Annotated in this window: 13 protein-coding genes; 9 read left to right on the forward strand and 4 right to left on the reverse strand. The window is 66.1% G+C overall.

Features of this window, described 5'->3' with window-relative positions:
* Window positions 1–232: 232 nt before the first annotated feature.
* The gene (locus tag E8A74_RS25635) at window positions 233–1261 is read left to right on the forward strand and encodes an eCIS core domain-containing protein (protein ID WP_136931705.1); all 1029 of its coding nucleotides are present in this window, start codon (window positions 233–235) and stop codon (window positions 1259–1261) included.
* Window positions 1262–1285: 24 nt separating this feature from the next.
* Here E8A74_RS25635 and E8A74_RS25640 read toward each other — a convergent pair whose 3' ends face one another.
* Window positions 1286–3226: an ATP-binding protein gene (locus E8A74_RS25640; protein ID WP_232379741.1), complete on the reverse strand. Its 1941-nt coding sequence runs from the start codon at window positions 3224–3226 to the stop codon at window positions 1286–1288.
* A 47-nt stretch (window positions 3227–3273) separates the two neighbouring features.
* The gene (locus E8A74_RS25645) at window positions 3274–4485 is read right to left on the reverse strand and encodes a Pvc16 family protein (protein ID WP_136931707.1); all 1212 of its coding nucleotides are present in this window, start codon (window positions 4483–4485) and stop codon (window positions 3274–3276) included.
* A 431-nt stretch (window positions 4486–4916) separates the two neighbouring features.
* Here E8A74_RS25645 and E8A74_RS25650 point away from each other — a divergent pair, with 431 nt between their 5' ends.
* The 8 genes from E8A74_RS25650 (at window position 4917) to E8A74_RS25685 (ending at window position 11710) form a co-directional block, all read left to right on the forward strand.
* On the forward strand, window positions 4917–5291 hold the full coding sequence (locus E8A74_RS25650; protein WP_136931708.1) for a hypothetical protein: 375 nt from the start codon (window positions 4917–4919) through the stop codon (window positions 5289–5291).
* Window positions 5288–6157 (forward strand): hypothetical protein, encoded by an 870-nt coding sequence (locus E8A74_RS25655; protein ID WP_136931709.1) that lies wholly within the window; start codon window positions 5288–5290, stop codon window positions 6155–6157. Before E8A74_RS25650 ends, E8A74_RS25655 begins: the two co-directional genes overlap by 4 nt.
* Window positions 6158–6432: 275 nt before the next feature.
* Window positions 6433–7509 carry an MFS transporter gene (locus E8A74_RS25660; RefSeq protein WP_136931710.1) on the forward strand — a complete coding sequence of 359 codons (1077 nt, stop codon included), beginning with the start codon at window positions 6433–6435 and terminating at the stop codon, window positions 7507–7509.
* Window positions 7509–9731 (forward strand): molybdopterin oxidoreductase family protein, encoded by a 2223-nt coding sequence (locus E8A74_RS25665; RefSeq protein WP_136931711.1) that lies wholly within the window; start codon window positions 7509–7511, stop codon window positions 9729–9731. The genes E8A74_RS25660 and E8A74_RS25665 overlap by 1 nt, the downstream gene beginning before the upstream one ends.
* Complete coding sequence (locus tag E8A74_RS52675; protein ID WP_170229361.1) at window positions 9728–10351, forward strand: 4Fe-4S dicluster domain-containing protein; 624 nt, start codon at window positions 9728–9730, stop codon at window positions 10349–10351. The genes E8A74_RS25665 and E8A74_RS52675 overlap by 4 nt, the downstream gene beginning before the upstream one ends.
* Window positions 10351–10866 carry a QcrA and Rieske domain-containing protein gene (locus tag E8A74_RS25675; protein WP_136931712.1) on the forward strand — a complete coding sequence of 172 codons (516 nt, stop codon included), beginning with the start codon at window positions 10351–10353 and terminating at the stop codon, window positions 10864–10866. Before E8A74_RS52675 ends, E8A74_RS25675 begins: the two co-directional genes overlap by 1 nt.
* Window positions 10866–11135: a DUF6755 family protein gene (locus E8A74_RS25680; protein WP_136931713.1), complete on the forward strand. Its 270-nt coding sequence runs from the start codon at window positions 10866–10868 to the stop codon at window positions 11133–11135. Before E8A74_RS25675 ends, E8A74_RS25680 begins: the two co-directional genes overlap by 1 nt.
* Window positions 11132–11710 carry a Tll0287-like domain-containing protein gene (locus tag E8A74_RS25685; protein WP_211365448.1) on the forward strand — a complete coding sequence of 193 codons (579 nt, stop codon included), beginning with the start codon at window positions 11132–11134 and terminating at the stop codon, window positions 11708–11710. Before E8A74_RS25680 ends, E8A74_RS25685 begins: the two co-directional genes overlap by 4 nt.
* A gap of 185 nt (window positions 11711–11895) precedes the next feature.
* Here the strand turns inward: E8A74_RS25685 and E8A74_RS25690 are convergent, their stop codons facing one another.
* Together E8A74_RS25690 and E8A74_RS25695 are read right to left on the reverse strand one after the other, a co-directional pair.
* A complete protein-coding gene (locus tag E8A74_RS25690) occupies window positions 11896–12870 on the reverse strand; it encodes a trypsin-like peptidase domain-containing protein (RefSeq protein WP_136931714.1) in 975 nt (324 codons plus the stop codon).
* A gap of 28 nt (window positions 12871–12898) precedes the next feature.
* Window positions 12899–16492, reverse strand: coding sequence for an effector-associated domain EAD1-containing protein (locus tag E8A74_RS25695; RefSeq protein ID WP_136931715.1), 3594 nt, complete (start codon window positions 16490–16492; stop codon window positions 12899–12901).
* Between the last annotated feature and the right edge of the window lie 21 nt (window positions 16493–16513).

The raw sequence follows: 16513 nt of genomic DNA on the forward strand, positions 1-16513 counted from the left end.
CCATCGATCACGCCACCCACACGGCAAGCGCCCAGCGCGGCGGCGAACTCATGACCTCGCAGGCCAGCGCGAACTCGTGATCGCTGTCGAGATCGAGGATTTCTGCGGATCGGGATGGTTGTCTACACCTGCAGGACGAAGCCGAGGAGGCCCAGCGGTCTCCGGGCCGTCGCGGGCCCCCGAGACGCGAGCGGGGCAGGAGGTAGGGGAAATCCCCCCTGTCGTCGACGACATGCTTCGTTCCGACGGCGGCCAGCCTCTCGACGCAGCGACACGCTCCTTTTTCGAGCCAAGGTTCAAGAGCAATTTTGAAGGTGTGCGTATCCATGCCGATGCGCGGGCAGCCCAGTCCGCCCGTCGTATCGGCGCCGTCGCATACACCCACGGCGAGCACGTCGTGCTTGATACGGGCGCCTGCGGGCCGCACGGCCCGGGGCGCTGGTCGGTTCTCGCCCACGAGCTCACGCATGTCATCCAGCAGCGCGGCCCCAAGAGGGACGAGCCGGCCTCAGGAGCTCACGAACGCGAAGCTGAACATATCTCGAGGAGCCTCCTGTCCGGCAGGCCCATCGAGCGTCCGAACGTGCGGACGGGTCCAACGATCGCGCGGCAGGCAGCCCCTCCTGCCAATCTGCCCATCGAAGAATGGCCAGCTTGGTTCAAGGAGCAGGCGAAGGAGAAGAAAGAGGTGGAGGAGATCGAGCAGTTGAAGCGCGACTATCCATGGCTCACATGGCCCGTCCCGAGCACCGCCGAGGCGATCAAGGAGCCCGAGCTCGACCTCTATCCAAACGGCGTGATATTCGATGGATTGCGTCTCTTCCTGCGTCGTGAAGGGAAGACCCTGGTCTCGACGGCGGCATACTCCGGCCATGCAAACATCAGTGACGAAACAGTCAAGAATGAAGGTCCGATTCCCGATGGAGCGTATACGCTGAGCCCCAACATCGTGATGCCGACGGTCCGCGCCTTCCAAAATGGCGGCGTGCAGGGTGCATTGGGCATCGACAAGGGCTTCCAGCGCATCGAGGAACCCAAAGTGCAGGTGGTATGGGGAAGCAAGCGGATTGCCATCGAGGGCGTCAAGTATTTCAAGGGCAAAGCCCCCCGGTCGGGCTTCTTCATCCATGGTGGCACGACCGGCAACACCACGAGTGGATGTATCAAGATCCAGAGCGAGCCGTTCTGGACCGAGCTTCTCAAGTTCGGAGGCCCGGTCTCGCTGATCGTCAAGAAGGTGAATAGACCCGCCGCGCCTTGACCTGCCCTCTTTGGCCAGGCAACCTCACGCCCACCCTGCGATCTCCGCGACGAGCGCCGGCTTCTCCAGCTTGAGGCATTCGGCGCTCGCCGCGCGGCGCAGGTGCTCCATCCGCACGGGATCGCCAGCATCCGCCGCCAGGAAGGCCGCGTTCACCGCGATGTTCCGGATGTTTCCCCCGGTCACGCTGAGGCGCGCGAGCTTTTGCCAGTCCAGCCCCTCGGTGGGCGTCTTCCGCGGGAAGACCCGTCGCCATATCTCCGCGCGTTGCTGCGCGTCGGGAAATGGAAACGTCACGACGAACCGGAGCCGCCGCAGAAACGCGGTGTCCAGCGCGTTCTTCATGTTCGTGGTGAGGATGGCGAGCCCCTGATACGCTTCCATGCGCTGGAGCAAGTAGCTCACCTCGATGTTGGCATACCGATCGTGGCTGTCCTTGACCTCGCTCCGCTTGCCGAAGAGCGCGTCGGCCTCATCGAAGAGGAGGAGCGCGCCGCCCTCGCCAGCCGCGTCGAAGATGCGGCTCAAGTTCTTCTCCGTCTCGCCGATGTATTTGCTCACCACCTGGCTCAGATCGACCCGGACGAGGTCGAGCCCGAGCTCGCGTGAGAGGATCTCCGCGGCCATGGTTTTCCCGGTACCGCTCACGCCGGCGAACAGCACGCCGATGCCGAGGCCGCGGGCGCTCTTTTCACCGAACCCCCAGCTCTCGTAGACCCGATAACGCTGACGGGCCTGCGCCGCGAGGGTGCGGAGTGTATCGAGCTCGTCGTGCGCGAGCACGAGGTCGTCCCATCCTGCGGTGGACGGGATGCGTTGCGCGAGATCATCGAGGCGCGGACGTGCGCGCGCCCGACACGATTCCCATAGCCGCACCGCCAGGCCTTCGGCGCCCTCGCTCTCGAAATGCGCCGATACCTGGTGCCCGAGCGTCTGGATGCTGCCCGCGCCGAGGTTGAAGCTCGCGACCAAGGTGTCGAGATGACCCTCGAGCACCTTCGCGGCAGGACCAAGCGCCTCGCGCCAGACGAGCCGTTGCTCCGTCGCGCGGAGCTTGCTCACTTCGAACGAGGTGACCGCGCGGCGCTCCAGCCGAGCAGGAAATCGGCTCGCGAGAAAAACGGCCCCCCAGCATCGATCCGCGAAGGAGTGCGCAACCCGAAGGGCGCCCGGCGCCTCCATCTCCTCACAATCGAGGAAAAGCGCGCTGGGCGAGAGGCGTGCCTCGCGCTCCCACAGACGCAGGAGCTCGTCCCGCTCGGCATGCGACGACGGCAAATCCGCCGCGTGGAGGACATGGAGGGTGAGTCCCTGCGCGGCGGCAGCGCTGGTCGCGACGCCGAGCTTTTCATACCTCTCGTCCCCGGAAAGCGCTACCACAGGCCATGACGAAGGCGCGGCTCTCGACCAGAGCTGCACGATATCGGCTGCGAGCGCGTGATGGGTCGGCGCAAGCGCTCGGGGACCGAGCTCCGGCGCGAGCAGCAGCCCGAGGCGCTCGTCGAGCTGATCGATGCCCACGAGCGAATGCAGGATTCGCTCGCTGACGCAAAGGGGACTCGCCGTCAGGGTCGGGCCGGCCATGATCTCGATGAGCCGATACCTGCGGAGGGGCCGCTCCGGGGTGAGCGCACTCCAGTGCGAATCGGGGAGCGCGGACAACGCGACCTCGAAGGTGGGGCGGACGCGGCTGCGATCGCCCTGGAGCAGCGCACAATACCCCGCGAGCCCGGGATCGAGTTCGACACCGACGCAAAGCAAGAGGATGTCGCGCTCGAACGAGGAGAGCTCGAACGCTGCCGCGATTCGCTCGATCGCCGCCGGCGCCGAGAGCTCGTTCCGGGCCTGTTCACGCGCACGTTCGAGCAAATCGAGCGATCCGCCGTCCGCCGCAGGCGTGCTCGGCGCGCCCGCGCGCTCGGCGAAGAGCCTGAGCCGCTCGCGAACGACCGCCACCGATGCCATGAGATGACGCCGGTTGGCTTCGGACCAATCGGCATCCGCCGCCCCCGTCATAGGATCGTCACCTCGAGGGACGGATCGAAGGAGGGCGGGGGGCCGCCGAGCACGATCGGGCTGTCGACGCCATCGACGCGGAGCCGGAGGTAAAATGTGCCCGGCGACGTGGCGGCGAACGTGATGGAGTCCGTTTGCGCGGTGATTGCAGGCGGCGTGATCCCTTGGGTCCCGAGGAGCAAAAGGACGGACTGCCCGGGCCGGACGTCGGGGCTCACGGTCAGCGGCAGCAATGCGATCCCCTCGGAATCGCGGCTGACGGGGCTCGACGGGACCGACGAAATCCTGGGGGCCAACGCGAGAGGAAGCCCATTCGTGATCCGCGTCGGCTGGCTCGGATGGGTGACCACGATGGAGACCGTGTACAAGCCCGCAGGCCACGCAGCGGGGGCATCGGGAAGCGTGACCGTGGCTTCGGTCGCACTGACGGCATCGACGGGCAGATCGACGGGTGTCGTCCAAAGTCGATGCGAAAAGCGCACCAAAACCGTGCTGGCCGGGTCGTCGGCGAGGTGATGGCCCGTGAGCGTGAGGATGTCGCCGAGAAGGGCATATCCGCGCGGCGTCGCCGGTGCGATCGTCGCGAGGGTGGGGTAGGGGGGCAGGAGATCGGCCTGCACGCCACCGCCCGATCCGATCGAGAGGACCGGGAGGGGAGCCTTGATGGGCTTTTCGCTGTCGAGCAGCACGACGGATACCTCGTACGCGGCGGAGACGCGGTAGCTCGTCTGAAATGCGCTCCAGAGCTTGTACATCTCCTCCGTCGTGAGGGGCTGCGCGGTGATACGAACCCGCTCCACCTGGAGATCGAGGTCGCTCTTGGGTTCCGCCGTCTTGAGCTCGGCCGGGCTGAGAAGCGGCTGATCATGGAGCGCGGCCATGCCCACGGCGAGCATACGGTGGGCGAGGACGTCGTCGCCCTCGGGGCCGAAGGCGCTGACGACGTAATGCAGGGTCAGCCCCAGGGGTGGGTATCCGGTCTCCCCGGGCTTGACCTGCTGCGGCGTGGTCTGGTTACGCCACGACGCGGCAGGAACCACGTGGTAGAGGAATAAATTGAGCCGGCTTGCCTCATCGTCGACGTTGGCCCTGTCCGGCGGGAGCGTCGAGACGGCTGTGCCGGCGAGGTCGGTGTGCTTCTGGAGCGCGTTGAAGAGCCTGTTCCGAAGCGCAGCGGTGACGTTGGCGATCGCGAAGGTATTGCTCATCGGGCACCGGGAACGTGTAAGATTTCAGTACCGCGGACCTGCGGCGCAAGCCGAGACAAGATCGCACGCCGCGTCTCCAAATGCAATCCTCATGTTGCCTATGCGCACCGGATCGGATTCCCCACGAAGCGCCCCTGCACCGCGGCTCATCCTGTGGCTCGCGCGGCTCCTGCTCCCACCACGCAATCCGCGAGTCCCCCAAGCTGGAGCGGGTCTGGGTCGACGGTGCGTACCACGGGAAAGTAAACGAGGGTATCCGAGCGAATACGACGCTTGCGCTCGAAGTCGTCAAGCGCCCAGATGATCTGCGGGGCTTCGTTACATTGATAAAAGCAGCCTCTGAGAATCGAGAAACGCCTGGATGCGCTGACCGCAGGCAGACGCACTCGACCCGTTTGGCCACACCTCTCCGAAGGTGTATCGTGGCTCGCATGACGTCCGCCATCACGACCCTCTACCGTCCGGTTGGCCAAGCCGAGCTCGACCTCATCGCGGCGAGCGGCTCCCGCCGCTTTCCACCCCGCCTGCCGGATCAGCCGATCTTCTACCCCGTCTGCAACGAGGCGTATGCCGTCCAGATCGCGAGCCGATGGAACACGGCGCAAGGCGCAGTCGGATACGTGACGAGGTTCGAGGTCCGGTCGGACTTCCTCGCGAAGTACGACGTCCACGTGGTCGGCTCGAAGATCCACGCTGAATACTGGATCCCCGCGGAGGAACTCGAAGCCTTCAACGACGCCATCGTCGGGACGATCGAAGTCGTCAGCGAGCATCGTGCCGAGGGGCAGGGGAAGAGCGAGACATGAGCATCGAAACGCTCGCGGACACGGGCCTGCCGTTCAATCGAAAAGAGCGGTATTTCACGGGGACCGTCCTCCCGATGCTCGTCTGCGCGCACGACTTCGCGCACTTCGGACGGCTCACCGAGCTCGCGGGGCTCGGGCGCGTGGAGGTCGACGGGAGCCCCCGCGGGGCGAACATCCAGTTTTTTACGGAATATGGCTTCGTGGAATCGCTGCTCGGTGAAGAGGCCGAACGTCGATTCCCCGATGCACCGACGACCCGCGACACTCCTGACGTCCTCGTCTACGTGGACGGCCCGCGCCGCGTACTGCTCGCCATCGAGGCGAAGATGTACGATCAGCCTTCAGCCGCGGACCTCGAAGAGCAGCTCCGCGCGCAAGCGGGGATTGTGGCGTATCTCCGGGACAAGCTCGGCGTCGCGCAGGAGAACGTCGCCCATGTCGCGTTGCTCCCCGAGGGGCTCGCGCGGCGGGTGGGGGGATTGTCGGTCCGAACGATCACGTGGGAAACATTGCTCGATGTCTACGCGGACGTGGGCGCACCGTACTTCGTCGAGGTGCTGCGGGTGGCGCTGGCGCGCTACCCAGCCCTCCTGGCCAAACGCGACATGGTGTTCGGCGCGAATGCGGAAGCCAGGTGGACAGGCGAAGAGATCGTGCGGCAATACCAGGCAGGGACGCTCACGCACCCGTGGATGGGACGACGCAATGGCCTCGCGGGTGCAGAGCTCCGGGAGGACATCACGTCGGGCGCATGGCGGACGGTCCGGTACGAATGCAGCTCGAAGGGGGTCGACAACCGGAACTGGTTCGCCGTGGCCGAGTTCGTCGCCAGGGTGCAGCCGGCGGTCGCGCCCGGGAGCGGCTGATACCTCTTCACGCGGAGCAGGAAACGAGCGTGGTATCCGAGCACGCGTCGGGTAGGCCGGGGAAGGGGTTGCCTCCGCCGGTCTACCCGACGAACCTCCCCACGCGCCTCCTCGAACGGCGCCTCGCTTCACGTCCCCGTGCGTCCCCGCACTCCGTCTCGGGCCCGCACGAGCAGCGCGCATCCGCATTCTGGCCGACCCCCGAGACGTGTGCCGCGGTACCCGCATCATCTTCCATCTTCCCTTGGTCTGCCCCGTTCGACTAGGATGCGACCGTGAGCTCAGATCTGCCTGCATCGCGCGAGGGGCGCCGAGCGGCGTTCGTTGGGTTCTCTGCTGCGACGCTCGTCGTGCTGGGCATCTACGTCGGCAGCCGCAGGTTCAAGGACTTCGACACCGCGCTCGTGCCCTACGCGGCCGCGGCCGCGTTTGCCGCTTGCGCGCTCGGGTACCGATACGCCATGTGGCTCGGGCGTCCTCCGACGTACCGCTACTTCCGACAGACCCTCTCGCTCCTCTTCACGCCGGGAAAGATCCTTTCTCGGTGGACCGCCCTCCTTCGGGGCGCTTTCCGGACGGCCGGCTCGCAGCGCTTCGTCTACCGCCGTTCCCCGCTCCGCTGGGCCTCGCACCTCTGCCTCATGTGGGGGTGCCTCCTCTCGTTCGCGATCACGTTCCCGCTCTCTTTTGGCTGGATTCGGTTCGAGACGGCACGGAACTCCCAGGATGTGTACGAGGCGTTCGTCTTCGGCGTGCGCGTCTTCCGGACGAGCCTCGACAGCCCTCTCGCGTCGCTCTTGTTCAACGCGCTCGTCGGCTCGGCAGGGCTCGTGATCGTCGGAGTCATGCTCGCGCTCTATCGGCGCGGGCGCGACCGTGGTGTGCTCGCCCTCCAGGACGGCGCGGCGGATCTCGTGCCGCTCGTCCTGCTCTTCGCGGTCTCCGCGACGGGGCTGCTCCTCACCGTTTCGACGCAGTTCATGAACGGCTACAAGTACGATTCGCTCTCGCAGGTGCACGCCGTGACCGTCGTGCTTCTGCTCCTGTACGTGCCCTTCGGCAAGCTGTTTCATCTCGTGCAGCGGCCGACGCAGCTCGGCATTCACGTGTATCGCGAGGTCGCGGCGGCGGGGGAGCAGGCCACGTGCGTGCGTTGCGGGGAGCCGTTCGCCTCCGCGATGCAGATCGCGGATCTGAAGCGAGTGCAGGCGGAGGTGGGGATTCGGTACGCGCTCCGCGCGGGCAAGCATTACCAGGACGTCTGTCCGCCGTGTCGCAGGAAAAACCTCGCCTTGCTCCAGGACGGGCTCTGGCGAGACGCGCGGCGCCCGAACGCCCGCGAGGAGGCTTGATGGCGAAGCTGCCGATCGTAAGGGAGCGGCTCATCGACGAGTTCGGCCCGCACCCGTACAGCCTGCCGCCCGGCGGTTTCTCCGCGGTGGGCGAGCCGGATCGTGTCGTCGAGACACACTGCTGCTTCTGCGGGCAGCAATGCGGGATCAAGCTCAAGGTCAAGGACGAGAAGATCGTCGGCTTCGAGCCCTGGGAAGAGTTTCCATTCAATCAAGGAAAACTCTGCCCCAAGGGCGTCAAGCGATACATGCAGGACGAGCACCCGGATCGGCTGAAGACACCCCTCGTGCGCGCGGAGGGCCGGGGCTTCTCGCCGATCGGGTGGAGCGAGGCGTTCGACCGCGTCGCCCAGGCCCTCCGGCGCGTGCAAGAGGCGCATGGCCCGGATTCGGTTGCCGTGCTCGGAGGCGCGTCGCTGACGAACGAAAAGGCGTACCTCGTCGGCAAGTTCGCGCGTGTGGTGCTGGGCACGGCAAATGTCGATTACAACGGCCGGCTCTGCATGGTCTCCGCGGCGGCGGCGTCGAAAAAGGTCCTCGGCATCGATCGCGCGGCGAACCCCTGGAGCGACATTCCCAAGGCCGAGGTCATCCTCATCGCCGGGGCGAACGTCGCCGAGTGCGCGCCCATCACGACGGATTACCTCTGGCGGGCGCGGGAGAACGGCGCGAAGATCATCGTGCTCGACCCGCGGATGACGCCCATCGCGCGCACGGCCGATCTTTACATCCCCGTCCGGTCGGGCGGCGACATCGGCGTCTTCAACGGGATGCTCCACGTGATGCTCGAGCGCGGGTGGATCGACCGATCGTTCATCGCCGAGCACACGACCGGGTTTTCCGAACTCGAACGGGTCCTCGCGAAGTACACGCCCGAGTACGCCGGGAAGATCGCGGGGATCCCTCCCAAGCTCATCATCCGCGCGGCGGAGCTCTGGGGACCGGCGAAGTCGAGTTTTTTGCTCCACGCGCGCGGCATCGAGCACCACTCCAAGGGCGTCGACAATTGCATCGCGGCGATCCACCTCTGCGTGGCCACGGGCAGGATCGGCAAGGAGGGCTCGGGGTACGCGATGATCACGGGCCAAGGCAATGGCCAGGGCGGGCGGGAGCAAGGGCAGAAATGTGATCAGCTCCCGGGTGCGCGCGACATCGAGAACCCCGAGCACCGCAAGCACATCGCATCCGTATGGGGCATCGACGAAAAGACCTTGCCGGGCAAGGGCATCTCCGCGATGGAGATCTTCGAGGCCATCCACGCCGGCAAGATCAAGGGCCTCTTCTCGCTCTGCTTCAACCCCATGGTCTCCCTGCCGAACCAGGGGTTCATCCGCGAAGCATTGGAAAAGCTCGAGTTCTTCGGCGCGGTCGATTTCTTCATGTCCGAGACCACGCGCCACGCCGACATCCTCTTGCCGGGCTCGCTCATGGAGGAGGACACGGGCACGACGACGAACGTCGAGGGGCGCGTCATCCTGCACAAGAAGGTCGTTGATCCGCCGGGCGAGGCGCGGCAGGACTGGCGGATCCTCTGCGGCCTGGCCGAGCGCCTCGGGCAAGGCGAGAAGTTCCGATATGGTTCGCCGCAGGAGATCTTCGAGGAGCTCCGCGTCGCTTCGAAGGGCGGCATTGCCGATTACGCTGGCATCACGTACGAAAAAATCGAGAAGAACCACGGCGTGTTCTGGCCGTGCCCGTCGGAGGACCACCCCGGCACACCGAGGCTCTACGAGGGCGGCATCTTCGGGCACGCGGACAAGAAGGCGCATTTCCAGCCCGTCGAATGGAGGCCCGCGGCCGAGGAGCCGGACGAGGAGTACCCGATCGTGCTCACGACGGGCCGGGTCGTCGCCCATTACCTTTCCGGCAACCAGACGCGGCGGATCGGCGGCCTCGTTCGGCAGACCCCCGACCCGTATTGCGAGATGCACCCGCGGCTCGCGCAGAAGCTCGGCGTCTCGGACGGCGAGCCAGTCGAGGTCGAGAGCCGGCGCGGATCGCTCGTCGTGCGCGCCATGATCGTGAACACCATCCGACCCGATACGGTGTTCGTTCCTTATCACTGGCCGGACGAGCGCGCGGCGAACAGGTGCACGATCCCTGCGCTCGATCCCGTCTCGAAGATCCCGGAATACAAGATCTGCGCGGTCCGCGTCCGACGCGCTTCGGACCAGACGGACGCTCGGGGCCTGCGCCCCAAATCCCGAGAGGGGGCGCGTTGAGCGAGCGGGTGCTCTTCATCGATTACGCACGTTGCATTGGCTGCCAGGCTTGCGTGCAGGCCTGCGAGGAGTGCGATACACACAAGGGGCAGGCGATGATCCACCTCGAGACCATCCGCCGCCGCGACAGCGTTCAGACGGCGCCGCAGGTGTGCATGCACTGCGAGGACCCGATCTGCGCGCGCGTCTGCCCCGCCGACGCCATCAAGCAGACCCCGGACGGCGTCGTGCAAAGCGCACTCGCGCCTCGTTGCATCGGCTGCTCGAATTGCGTACTCGCCTGTCCTTTCGGCGTGCCGAAGTATTTCGCCGAGATCGATCAGATGATGAAATGCGATCTCTGCTACGACCGCACCAGCATCGGCAAGAAGCCGATGTGCGCGACGGTTTGTCCCTCGCAGGCGCTGTCGTTCATGACGAACGACGAATTCGAGCGGACGCGGCGCGGCGTCGCCTTGAACCAATGGGTCTTCGGCGAGGGCGAGGAGGTCCGGACCAAGGTCTCCGTCGTCGTGCCGCGCGGGCGAGACCGCGTGCACGTGGATCTCATCGAGCTCGGCGGCCGGCCGAAGGTGGCCGAGCCTGACGATGTGGCGGCGCTGCTCTCGGAGGACGGCTGATGGCGGAACACGACGACACGAGCGAAGGCAGGCGAGAGCGCTGGCGTGAGGATTTTCCCATCGGCACGCAGGACGATCGATATGTCGCGCGACGCGAGTTTGCGAAATCGCTGACCATCGGCTCGGCGCTGCTCGTCCTCGTCAACGGTGCCATCGCCGCCGTCGCCCGCTGGGTGCGAAAGCCGGCGCAGATGGGCGAGGAGTCGCGGATCGGCAAGGCCTCCGATCTCCCGACGGGCGGCTCCATGCTCTTCCGCTATCCGACGGACGAGGACCCTTGTATCCTCGTGCGCACGCGGAGTGGGTCGTTGCGCGCGTATTCGCAGGTCTGCACGCACCTCTCCTGCGCCGTCGTGCACCAGCCGCAACAGGACGAGCTTCTTTGCCCTTGCCACCGAGGGCGCTTCGACGTGAACGACGGCCGTCCCGTCGCAGGCCCGCCTTTGCGGCGCCTGCCTCGGGTATGGGTCGAGCAGCGCGGCGACGATGTCTTTGCCGTCGGGAGGGACAGCTAGTGCTCTCCGGCCAGGGCTCGACGCTTTTCTCGGGCATCAACGCGATGATCGGCATCCTCGCCGCCATCCAGTTATGGCTCGTCGCGGCCTCGCTCGAGGCCCTTTACAGCAACGACCTCGTGACGCCCCAGGCCGCGTTCGTCGCTTCGTTCATCCTCGCGCTCGTCAATGCGCTGCTCTGCCGGCACGCGCTCTCCTTCGATCGCAGGCGGCGGGAGGAGCGCCGCGCCTCGTCTCTGCGGAGGGATCGGAGGGTAGGCGCGTCGTGAAGCGGATCCAAAAGAGCATCTGCCTCGGGCTGGGTCTGTCCGTGTTCGCCTCTTCGGGGTGCGGCGGCGGGCGTGGCGACGGCAAGCTCTCGCCGCAGGAGATGACCGACACGCTCTTCGCGGTGATCTCCGCCAATCGCGAGGCATACGCGACTGCGGTCGTCGACCGGCTTCAGTATCAAGAGCAGATCATGGAGGCCAAGGAACATTTCCGCGAGGAGAAGGCGCTGCCCTTGCCCGCGCAGATGCTCCGCATGAGCGCCGAAACGATCAACCAGAACAAGGACGCGCTCTTCAGCTATGCGCTCCTCTCACCCTGGCCGCTCAACAAGCAGAACGGCCCGCGCACGGAGAGCGAAAAGGTCGGCCTCCGGAAGGTCGCCGAGACGGGGAAAAGCCATTACACGGAAGAGACGATCGGCGGCAGGACGTATTTTTCTGCGTATTATCCCGACAAGGGTGTCGTCGAGGCTTGCGTCAAGTGTCACAACGATCACCCGGACAGCCCGCGGAAGGATTTTCGGGTCGGCGACATCCTCGGCGGCATCGTGATCCGCGTCCGGATCGACGAGTGATCGCAGAGCCCATTTCACCAACAGGAAGGACTCCTGCGCCGGCTCTTCGCGCATTTCTGATCGTGCAGGCGTACCTGCGTGGACATCGTCATGATCGAAACGGAGCTCCCCTCGTCGTCGGGCCGATCACGCGGTACGCCGAGGTGTGGTGTGTGAGCGACCGGAGTCCGCGCCGCGGCGTTGCCTCAGCAGGCCCGCCGAAGTAGCTCGACGACCCGGTCGACGAGGATCCCTTCATTGCGGAAGAACCGGTCCTTCGAGCCCGGCTCGGGGATCCAGCCGCCGCTATGGTGTACGGCGACCAGCCTCCACTCCTTGTCGAAGACGGGCGAGCCCGAGGAGCCGGGGAGGGTGTCCGTCAGGTACTGCACGCGGCCCTCGCCCACGTACGCCACCAGGTTGTGGAAAAACGAGAGCTGTTTCTGGTCGCCGCCGGGGTGCTGAATGATGTTGACCCGATCGTCGATCCGGAGGGGGGCTGGCTGCAGCTCGATCGCTCCCCAGCGCGTCGAGGGATCGCCCTTCACCTTGACGATCGTGCAATCGTCCTCGCGGGACGTGGCGAAGAAGGCGTCGGGGTCGAGGGGCAGCTCCTCCACCTCGGCGTCCCGGCTATCGGCGGTCTTCTGGTAGTTGAAATGCACCTGGGCCCCGGCCGCGATGTCACGGCCGGGAAGCACGTGGTGGTTGGTGACGAGGAGGTTGTCCGGTATCAAAAAACCCGTGCCGAGCGAGCCGTCGGCGCACTGGATGCGCGCCACGGCATCCGCCCGGCGGATGCCCACGTCCAGGAAACTTACGGGGACGAGCGCGCTCTGCTTGCCGAAGATCTTCTCGGGGGTCTGGCCGCCGCGGCCACGCCAGTGGAGCGCGGAGATGTCCGGTCCCTCGGCATAACGCACGTCACTCCCGTTCAGCAGGCGCCGCAATCCCTCGTCGCCGGGGTGCTGCTCAATCGCGTGCAAGAGCACCGCGCGTACCTGTGCCTCGCCCTGCTTGTTGGCCTCGTCCAGGATGCTGAACCAGGTGAGATCGGCGCGACCTTTGAATTCGATCCGGATGATGTCCAGGCCGACGTCGGTCACGAACTGGCGCGCCTCGTCCACGGTCGGATACTTCCTCGCCAATGCCTCTCGCAGGGTTCGCTTGTCGGGGTTCATGATCTCCTCCTCGCCTCTCTCCTTCGATTCACCGGCGCCTTCGTAGCGAAAGCTGCCTCTCCAGCTCGATGAGTTCCGGGTCGCTTGGATATTCTTTCAACGCACGCAGCAACAGGTCTTCGATGCGGCGCTGCTTTTCGGCCTCCGAGCAGATCGAGTTCCAGATCTCCCAACCTCGCCCCGCCCAATGGATTCGCGTCGCATCAAGGCCGACGTCATGGGCGAAGCGCTGTGCGGCCTCGGGGGTCACGTAGAGCCTCGCCAATGCGTCGCGCAGCCGCGTCACCTCCGCCCTCGTCAGCAGATCCGTCCGCACCGGGCTCCCCGTGTCGTCGGTGAGCATCCACAGGTTCCCCTGCTCGTCGCCGACGCAGATTCGACCCGTGGCGACTGCAATGCAGCGGAAGCTGCATGCCACGGGGAGCGTCGCGAGGCAGCTCCCCGTTTCCAGGCTGAAGACCCGCACCGTGCCGTCCTCGGAGGCCGTGATCACGCGCGCCCCGTCCGCGGAGATCGCGCATCCGAAAACGCACTTGGTATGCCCCTGGATCACGCGCACGAGCTTGCGGCTCTGGATCTCGATGAACTCGAGCCTGCCGTCCTGACGTGCCAGCACCACGTGTCGCCCGTCGGGCGTGAGGGCACCACAACGAGGACTCGCGGTGCCGAACAAGGCCCGGATCGAGCAGCGAGACGCGACGTCCCATACATAGGTTATCCCGGCCCGCGAGACCGACAGGACGCGGGTGCCGTCCGTCGTCGTGGCGAGGCTATCCACGCTGGTACCGTGCACAGCGAGCTCCGTGGTGCGTGTGATATCGCTCGAATCTCTCAGCAAAAGCACCCCATCGGCGGCGCGCGAGCTCGTGATCATCCTGCCGTCGGGCAGCACCACGCAGCCGCTCACCTGGTCCCGGTGCCCCGCAGCATCTTGGAGGAGGTCGCTGTCGACGTCCCACACCCGCACGCTCCCGGTTTGCCCGCCCAGCAGCACCGTCCGCCCATCCGCAGAAATGGCACATGCCGTCACGACGTCGGCGTACGAGGAAAACGTCTTATGGCACGCGCCCGTCTCCACGTCCCATATCTTCAGCGTTCCGTCCTCGGACGCGGAGACGGAAAAACGCCCGTCCGGCGTCATGGCACACGCGGTCACCGCTGCGTCGTGCCCGTCCTGCAATCCCAGGCTTTCCGGCCCGCCGAGCTCCCAGAGCCGGAGCGTGCGATCATGGGAGCCCGACAGAATGCGCTGACCGTCCGCCGTCGCTGCGAAGGCAGCTACGGCGCCTTCGTGTGCACGGAAGCCGAGAACCCGCTGCTCCCTCGCGAGATCCCATACCGCGGCAGTCCCATCGGCCAGTCCACAAAGGACGTGGCGGCCGTCGTGAAGGATCATGCATGCATCGACGCGCCCCTGTCCCGCGCCGAGGCGCTGGACACACGCGCCGGACACAAGGTCCCATCGATAGAGGGAGCCGTCTCCTGCCGCCGCGAGGACGTGCCCCCCCTCCGGCAGCAGCGCGAGCGCGTTGATCCACCCTTGATCCTCCGTCCGCCGCGCGGCACGTGAAAGGGCCGCCTCGATGAACCGCAGCGTGTGGATACATTCGCCCGTTTCGAGGTCCCACACGCGCACCGATTGATCACGCGAAGCGGAGACGAGCCTTCCAGAAGGGGTGACGAGGCACGCTGTCACGTAATGGTCATGGCCCGACCAGGTGGCGATGCGCTGGCGCGAGGGGAGATCCCATACCGTGAGGGTACCATCGTCGGAGCCGATCACCAAGTGCCGTCCCTCCGGCGCGAGCGCGCAGGTGGTCGCCCAGCGATTGCCGTTGTCCAGCGTATCGATGCAATGCTCCGCGGCGAGATCCCATATCCTCGTCGTTGTATCGTTGGAGGTGCTGACCGCGATCTTGCCGTCGGGGGTCAGGGCGCATGAAGTGAGGTCGTCGTCGTGCCCCTTCAGGACCTTCACGCAATCCCCGGAGCGCAGCGACCAGAGGCGAAGGCCGCGGTCAGCGGACGCCGAGAGGACATGGCCGCCGTCCGGGGTCACGACGCAGGCGGAGACGAGCTTGTCGTGGCCCAGAAACGCCCGCAGCCGCGTCGGTCCGAGGCGAACGCCATGCAAGAGCCGCAGCGGCGGGGGCTCCGCGTCGAAGTGCAGGAGCCGCGCGATCCGCACATGGGACCACCCAGCGCAGCGCAGGCGGTTGTAGAGCAGCGCAGGAAGCGACCCGGGATACGCGCAGAGCTGGCTCGACTCTGCGCTGACGGCAGCGAGAATGGCAGAGAGGTCGAGGGACGCGTCTCCGCCGCGGGCGCGGATGACGGCCTCGAAGTCTCGCTCGATCGCAGCCACGCTGAGTTCGCGGCACTTCGCTTCGAGGTAGCCGACGTCCACGCAAAGGCGATACGCCTCGTCGATGTCCCCGGCTTCGAGCCGATGTGCCACCGCGTGACGGAGGGCATACGCTCGTCGGAAAGGATCGCCGTCCTCGACCGGCCACGCCGCGAGCGTGTCGGCGAGCAGGCGATTGAACCCGCGCAACAACCGGGGCCCAATTCTCCCCACGATGAACGCGCGGAAATACTCGTGGTACGGCCGATACGCGGGCCGACCCTGGAGCCATGGCGCGTGCTCCTCCCGTAGAAACGGGCGGGTCGCCTGCAAGAACGCTTCGCTGACGCTCGTCGAGCCCCCGAGCAGTTCGCCGAAATGGTGGCCTGCGAGCGCCTCGCGGGCGGCGCAAGCGATACCGAGGCCTCGTACGACGAGTTCGTGGTCCGTCTCGCTGAGCGCGTGGAGCCTGGCCCAGATTTGCATCAGGAAACCGTCGAGCCCCCGGGGAATGTTCGTGGCGGCACGTCGCTCGACCGGCTGTTCCTCGAGCCAGTCGCGCAGCAGGATGGCGTGAAGCTGGTTACCCCCTGCGCGGCGAACGGCCTCCTCAATGAACGCCTCCTCGAGAGGCGGCATGAACAAGCCCGCGTGGTGCTCCCATAAGGCGCGAACAGCGGCCTCGTTGGAGCCTTGCCATTCGCTGTGGTCGAGGTCGATGCAGCGCGCACCGCGCTGCATGAGCCATTCGAGGTGCGGATGCATGGGCCTGGAGGCGCAGAAGATCACGACCCCACGGGGCAATTCGCTGGGCAGGAAGCTCGGCAGCGGGTTTTGAATCGCCTCGGCGCCGACGACCTCGTCGAGGCCGTCGATCACCAGGATGAGCCGTTGATCGCCAGGCACGAGGTGGTGCTTCGAGACACGCCGAAGCAAATCGCCGAGGCGCGCCTCCACGGGTAGCTCGGGGTTAACCCGCAGCGGGAACAGGTTCTCGATGTGGGCGCAGAGGTTTTGCACGATCACAACAGGGCGGTCCGAACTCCTGTTGCCGCTCCTAATGAAGTGGTACGGCGTCCCCTCCGGAAGCATGTCGAGGAACTGGTGGACGATGGCCGTCTTGCCAATCCCGGGGCTCCCTTTCAGGAGCACCCATCCACGGCCGGGGGTCCGGTCCCCGGTCAGCAGGAGCCGGAGCTTTTCGAGCACGTCCGTGCGCCCGAAGAACGGGGCGTCTCGGAACTGCTCGTCCTCGTAATCAATGATCTCGCTGCCCATTTCTTCCTCGCCTCTGTGGCC

The organism is Polyangium fumosum (genome assembly GCF_005144585.1).
GTDB classification, from domain to species: domain Bacteria; phylum Myxococcota_A; class Polyangia; order Polyangiales; family Polyangiaceae; genus Polyangium; species Polyangium fumosum.